This window comes from Luteibacter sp., from assembly GCF_051958795.1.
Classification (GTDB): Bacteria; Pseudomonadota; Gammaproteobacteria; order Xanthomonadales; family Rhodanobacteraceae; genus Luteibacter.
Genome location: NZ_JBQCFT010000232.1, coordinates 1 through 5745 on the forward strand (window position 1 = coordinate 1; position 5745 = coordinate 5745).

At 67.6% G+C, this 5745-nt stretch carries 7 protein-coding genes; 5 read left to right on the forward strand and 2 right to left on the reverse strand.

Translation table 11 applies throughout. The annotated features are described in order from the left end of the window. The first annotated feature begins 145 nt into the window (after positions 1-145). The gene (locus ACTHLF_RS11625) at positions 146-760 is read left to right on the forward strand and encodes a hypothetical protein (protein WP_440327503.1); all 615 of its coding nucleotides are present in this window, start codon (positions 146-148) and stop codon (positions 758-760) included. Here ACTHLF_RS11625 and ACTHLF_RS11630 read toward each other — a convergent pair. Continuing rightward, a complete protein-coding gene (locus tag ACTHLF_RS11630; RefSeq protein ID WP_440327504.1) occupies positions 750-1268 on the reverse strand; it encodes an adenine phosphoribosyltransferase in 519 nt (172 codons plus the stop codon). The genes ACTHLF_RS11625 and ACTHLF_RS11630 overlap by 11 nt on opposite strands. 32 nt (positions 1269-1300) lie before the next feature. Then, positions 1301-1570 (reverse strand): putative signal transducing protein, encoded by a 270-nt coding sequence (locus tag ACTHLF_RS11635; RefSeq protein ID WP_440327505.1) that lies wholly within the window; start codon positions 1568-1570, stop codon positions 1301-1303. Positions 1571-1672: 102 nt separating this feature from the next. Between ACTHLF_RS11635 and ACTHLF_RS11640 the strand changes: the two genes are divergently transcribed. The 4 genes from ACTHLF_RS11640 to ACTHLF_RS11655 all read left to right on the forward strand — a co-directional run. Next, entirely contained in the window at positions 1673-3400 is a 1728-nt protein-coding gene (locus ACTHLF_RS11640; RefSeq protein ID WP_440327506.1) for a glutamine--tRNA ligase/YqeY domain fusion protein, read from the forward strand. A gap of 2 nt (positions 3401-3402) precedes the next feature. After that, complete coding sequence (locus tag ACTHLF_RS11645; protein ID WP_440327507.1) at positions 3403-3960, forward strand: nucleoside deaminase; 558 nt, start codon at positions 3403-3405, stop codon at positions 3958-3960. Between the two features lie 34 nt (positions 3961-3994). After that, positions 3995-4672, forward strand: a complete 678-nt coding sequence (locus tag ACTHLF_RS11650) for a TVP38/TMEM64 family protein (RefSeq protein WP_440327508.1) — start codon at positions 3995-3997, stop codon at positions 4670-4672. A 67-nt stretch (positions 4673-4739) separates the two neighbouring features. Continuing rightward, positions 4740-5745, forward strand: a 1006-nt coding sequence (locus ACTHLF_RS11655) for a sensor histidine kinase (protein ID WP_440327509.1), incomplete at its 3' end; no start/stop codon positions are given.

Sequence of the window (5745 nt, forward strand, 5' to 3'; positions counted from 1 at the left end):
CTCGGCCATGACCCCCTTCTTCGAGTCGCTTGCCGAGGTCGTGCGCGACGTCCCTGCCGACCTGTTCAACGCGCGGGGCTGCGCCACCGGTCAACCGGCGAAGGCTTCGGACGTTGCCCATCCGACCCCCTGACGGTTTTCGCTGATGCGTTCATGGCTCGTCGTCCTGCTGCTCGTGGTTTGCGGCTGGGGCGGCTACAACTGGTGGCGCCACCGGCCGGTGCACGATGCACCAGGCATCGTCGCGGGCGACGTCCCGGACCAGGAAGATATCCGGCGCGGCACCGAACTCTCCCACGGCCGTTTCAAGCTCGAGCCGCGGGCGAAGTTCGCCATGTCCGGGCGCGTGCTTTCGCGTGAGGATTACCAGCTGGCCGACCTTGCCCCGATCGCGCCGACCGACCTGGCCATGGGCTGGGGGCGGATGTCGGACTCATCCGTGCTGGACAAGATCCGCATCTCGCAGTCGAACCGTTTCTACTTCTGGTACACCGATTCGTTCCCGATCCCGCGGCACGAGATCGAGGATTCCAGCGCCAACATGCACATGATCCCGGCGAACGACACCGCGGCCCGCGAGCTGCGCGAGGTGCGCCCCGGCGAGGTGATCCACTTCGAAGGCTTTCTCGTCGACGTGAAGCGCGACAACGGCTGGCACTGGGATACCTCGCTCACCCGCGAGGACACCGGCGCGGGCGGCTGCGAGATCGTGCTGGTGGAAAGTATCCGCGAAGAACCGGCCGCCGGCGTCAGTAAGTAACCAGCGCGTGCAGCGGGGCCGTGCCGCCCCAGCGCGCGCGGCCGTTCAGGCCGCCCAGTTCGATCGCCACGCTCGCGCCCATCACTTCGGCACCCAGCCGTTCCACCAGGCGACGGCCGGCGTCGAGCGTACCGCCCGTGGCCAGGACGTCATCCACGATGATGACCCGCTCGCCCGGTGCGATCGCCTCGGTACCGATCTCCAGGCGATCCAGCCCGTACTCCAGGCCGTAATCCATGCCCACGACCGGCGGCGGCAGCTTGCCGGCCTTGCGCAGCGGGACGAAACCCGCGTTCAGCGCCTGCGCCATGGCGGCACCAAAAATGAAGCCGCGCGATTCAATGCCGCAGACCGCACCGATGCCCTGCTCGCGCCACGGGGCGCAAAGCGCATCGATGCACTGGGCGAAGGCGGCGGCGTCGGCGAGCAAGGGCGTGATGTCCTTGAACATGATGCCCGGGCGCGGGAAATCCGGCACGTCGCGGACAAGGTCGAAGATGGCCTGCATGGGGTGGGGTTTTCCTGATGGGGTTGCCGGCTTCAGGCGGGCAGGATGCCTGCGTCGAAATCGCCCTCGGCCGCCGCCGCACGGGCTTCGACCAGCCGGGCGTCGACCGCGCGGACGATGCCGTCGGCGGCTTCGGCGGCGGCGTCAGGCACCATGACGGCGACCAGGCCCAGGGCGGGCAGTTCGCCGATGGCACCGGTGAGGTATTCGCCGGAAATAAAAGCGGGGATCTCCGCCTGCGCCAGCGCATCCCGGACGAGATGGGCATCGATGAGGCTCTGGGCGTGGTAGACGATCCGCATGCTGGGCAAGCTACCCGGCCCACGGCGCCACGGCAAGCATCGGGCGCGCAGGAAAGGTAAACTCGGACGTTTGTGCCGCACCCACCGCAGAGCCACTCCCCGATGTCGACCGAAACGCCCGTCCTGCAGCAGCATTTCATCCGCCAGATCGTCCGCGACGACCTGGCCTCCGGCAAGCACCAGGTAATCCACACCCGCTTCCCGCCGGAGCCGAACGGCTACCTGCACCTGGGCCACGCCAAGTCCATCTGCCTGAACTTCGGCCTGGCCGGCGAGTTCGCGGGCACCTGCAACCTGCGCTTCGACGACACCAACCCCTCGAAGGAGGACGTGGAGTACGTCGAAGCGATCCAGCGCGACGTGAAGTGGCTCGGCTTCGAGTGGGCCGAGCTGCGCCACGCGTCGGATTATTTCGAGGTGTTCTACCGCTCGGCACTGAAGCTGATCCGCCTGGGCCTGGCCTACGTGGACGACCTGTCCGCCGATGAAGTGCGCGAATACCGCGGCACCCTGACCGAGCCGGGCCGCAACTCGCCGTACCGCGACCGCTCGGTCGAGGAGAACCTCGACCTGTTCCAGCGCATGCGCGCCGGCGAGTTCGCCGACGGCAGCAAGACCCTGCGCGCGAAGCTCGACATGGCCTCGGGCAACATCAACCTGCGCGACCCCGCGCTGTACCGCGTGCGCAAGGTGCACCACCAGAACACTGGCGATGCGTGGCCGATCTACCCGATGTATGACTTCGCGCATTCGCTCTCCGATGCGGTGGAAGGCATCACCCATTCGCTGTGCACGCTGGAGTTCGAAGACCACCGCCCGCTGTACGACTGGTGCGTCGACAAGGTCGATCTCGCCAACGACCCGTCGCTGTGGGAAACCCTGGTCGCCGCCGGCCTGCCCACCGTGCCGAGCAAGCCGCGCCAGATCGAATTCTCGCGTGGCAACCTCAATTACACGGTGATGAGCAAGCGCAAGCTGATCACGCTGGTGTCGGAAAACCTGGTCGACGGCTGGGATGATCCGCGCATGCCGACGGTCGCCGGCGTGCGCCGTCGCGGCTTCACCCCGGCCGGCATCCGCCTGTTCTGGGAGCGCATCGGCGTAAGCAAGCAGAACAGCACGATCGACATGAGCGTGCTCGAAGGCTGCATCCGCGAAGACCTCGACGCGAAGGCGCCCCGCCGCCTCGCGGTCATCGATCCGGTCAAGCTCACCATCACCAACCTCCCGGCCGACCACGCCGAAACACTCACCTTCTCCAACCACCCGAAGGATGAGAGCTTCGGTACGCGCAGCGTGCCGTTCTCGCCCTCGCTGTGGATCGAGCGCGAGGATTTCGCCGAGGTGCCGCCGAAGGGCTTCCACCGCCTGAAGCCGGAAGGTGAAGTGCGCCTGCGCGGCGTCGGCATCGTCCGCTGCGACGAGGTCGTGAAGAACGACTCCGGCGATGTCGTCGAGCTGCGTTGCACGCTCGACCTCGAGTCGCGCTCGGGCATGCCGGGTGCCGATCGCAAGGTGAAGGGCACGATCCACTGGGTGAGCGCGCGCGATGCCGTGCCGGCCGTGGTACGTCTCTACGATCGCCTGTTCGACGTGAACGACCCGGATGACGACACCGATGGCAAGACCTACAAGGATCACCTGAACCCGGAATCGCGTCGCATCGTGCACGGCTACGTGGAACCCGCGGCGGCCGGTGCCGAACGCGAGGATCGCGTGCAGTTCGAGCGCCTGGGCTTCTTCGTCGCCGACATGCACGACCACACGCACGACGCGCCGGTATTCAACCGCGTGGTGACGCTGCGTGATTCGTGGGCGAAGCGGGGCTGAGCATGCTCTACGCACAGGTCCACCTCACCCTGCCCGCCTGGGTCCACGACTTCGTCGATACCTCGAAGGCCTATGAAGGCGACGACGCCAAGGTGAAGCTTGCGATCGAGCTTTCCGCGCGCAATGTCGAAGCCACCTCCGGCGGCCCGTTCGGCGCGGCGGTGTTCGATGGCAACGACCGCATCATCGCGGTCGGCGTGAACCGCGTCGTGCCGCACAGCTGCTCCGTGGCCCACGCCGAGATGATGGCGTACATGCTCGCGCAGCAGCGCACGCAGCGCTTCCGCCTTAACGAGGATGGCGGCCACGTCACGCTCGCCACGAGTTCACAGCCGTGCTGCCAGTGCTACGGCGCCACCGTGTGGGCGGGCGTCGATACGCTGCTCATCGGCGCGCGCGCAAGCGACGTGGAAGAGCTGACCACGTTCGATGAAGGCCCGCTGCCCGCCGACTGGGTTGGCGAACTCACGCGTCGCGGGATCGCGGTGCGTACCGACATCCTCCGTGATGAAGCGCGTGACGTGCTGCGCCATTATGGCGAGATCGGCGCCGCGTACTGAGCCACCGCGCCGGGGCTGGCGCGCATGGCGCGCCATGCTGCCGCTCGTGCTGCTGATCGTGCTGGGCATCGCGGTGATCGCCAGCGGTGTCCTCGAGAACGTGGATGCCTCGCACCTGGTCAAGGGCGAGGGCTCGTTGCTCGCTTTCGTGGATAGCCACCCCATCCTGTCGCGCCTGGCGTTCACCGTGGCGCTGGCGGTGGCCATCGCCACCGGCGTACCGGGCACCATCGTCCTCGTACTGGCCGGCGGCCTGTTGTTCGGCACCGTCGAAGGCACGTTGTTCGGCTCGGTCGCGCTGGTCGCCGGGTCGCTCGTGCTGTATGGCGCGGGGCGGCACGCCTTTTCGGCAGGCACCCGCCAGCCACCGGCCTTCGCCGAACGCCTGCGCGACCGTTACCGGCGGCATCCCGTTCGGCATACCTTCGCCTTGCGCTTCGTGCCGATCGTGCCTTTGGGCGCGATGACCCTCGCGCTCGCCTGGCTGGGCTGCCCGCCCCTGCTGTTCATTGCTGCGACGTGGCTTGGCGGCACCGTATCGATAGCGGTCGAAAGCGCTATCGGCGCGGGCCTCGCCGATACGCTTGGGCAGGGACCGGTCACCGCCTCCACCCTCGCCAACGCGCGGCTGCTCGTGCCGCTGGCCGTGTTCGTCGTGATCGCGACCCTGCCCTCCCTCGTGAAGGCCTGGCAAGACCGCCATAGGGACTAGGGCCCGTCCCGGCAACTTGCGCTAGGCTAAAGCCTCGCGCCGGCCCGGGCGGCGCCAGGGGACAGGCATGCGGGATGGATCGGCTTCTTGGCTGGAAAAGGTGTGGCGGCGCACGTCCCTCGTGCAGCGCCTGACCTGCGTCGCTCTCGCCCCGACCGCGATCAGCGCGGTACTGCTCGTCACCCTGCTGACCCGCCACCAGATGGATACGCTGCACGAGATGGGCCGCTCGACGGCGGACGCGATTGCCCAGCAGGCCGCGACCGTCTCCGGCGAAGCCCTGCGCAGTGAGCAGCGCCGCGAACTCGGCCGCATCGCGCAATCCATCGTGCAGCTGCCGCAGGTGTCGCGGGTGCGCATCGCCGATCGCGACGGCGAGATCCTCGCCGACCGGGTGAACGGTACGGTCGAGGATGATGACAACCTGACCGTTTCACGTGATGTGCTCGACCCGGTCAGCCACCGCGTGGTGGGCTCGGTCACCGTGGATGTCAGCGTGGAAGATGCCGTCGCGGCACAGCGCGCCAGCGTGCATAACGCGCTCATCTGGCTCTCGCTTAGCCTCCTGATCGCCATCATGATCGGCTGGTCCGCGGCCCGCTGGATGAGCGCGCCGTTGCGCAACCTGGCCATTGCCGTGCGCCAGCTCGGCCTGGGCGACCGCACGGTCGTGGTGCCGGTGACCGACGACACCGAGATCGGCGACCTGCAGCGCGGTTTCAACGGCGCGGCATCGAAGCTGCTGCACGCGCAGATCGGCATGGAACGCGAGATCGCCACGGCCACGGACGAACTTGCGCGCAAGAACGCAGCGCTGGAAGCCGCCAGTGTCGCCAAGGCGCGTTTCCTTGCCGCCGCGTCGCATGATCTTCGCCAGCCGCTGTATGCGCTGACCCTGTTTTCCTCCGGCCTGGCCGTGGATGAATTCGATCCGGTCCGGCTGAATCGCATCGCGCACATCCAGGAATGCGTGGAGTCGCTCGATCACCTGTTCAGTGAACTGCTGGACCTCTCGCGGCTGGACACCGGCGCCATGAAGGCCGCACCGCGGGATATCGCGCTGGACGAGGTGT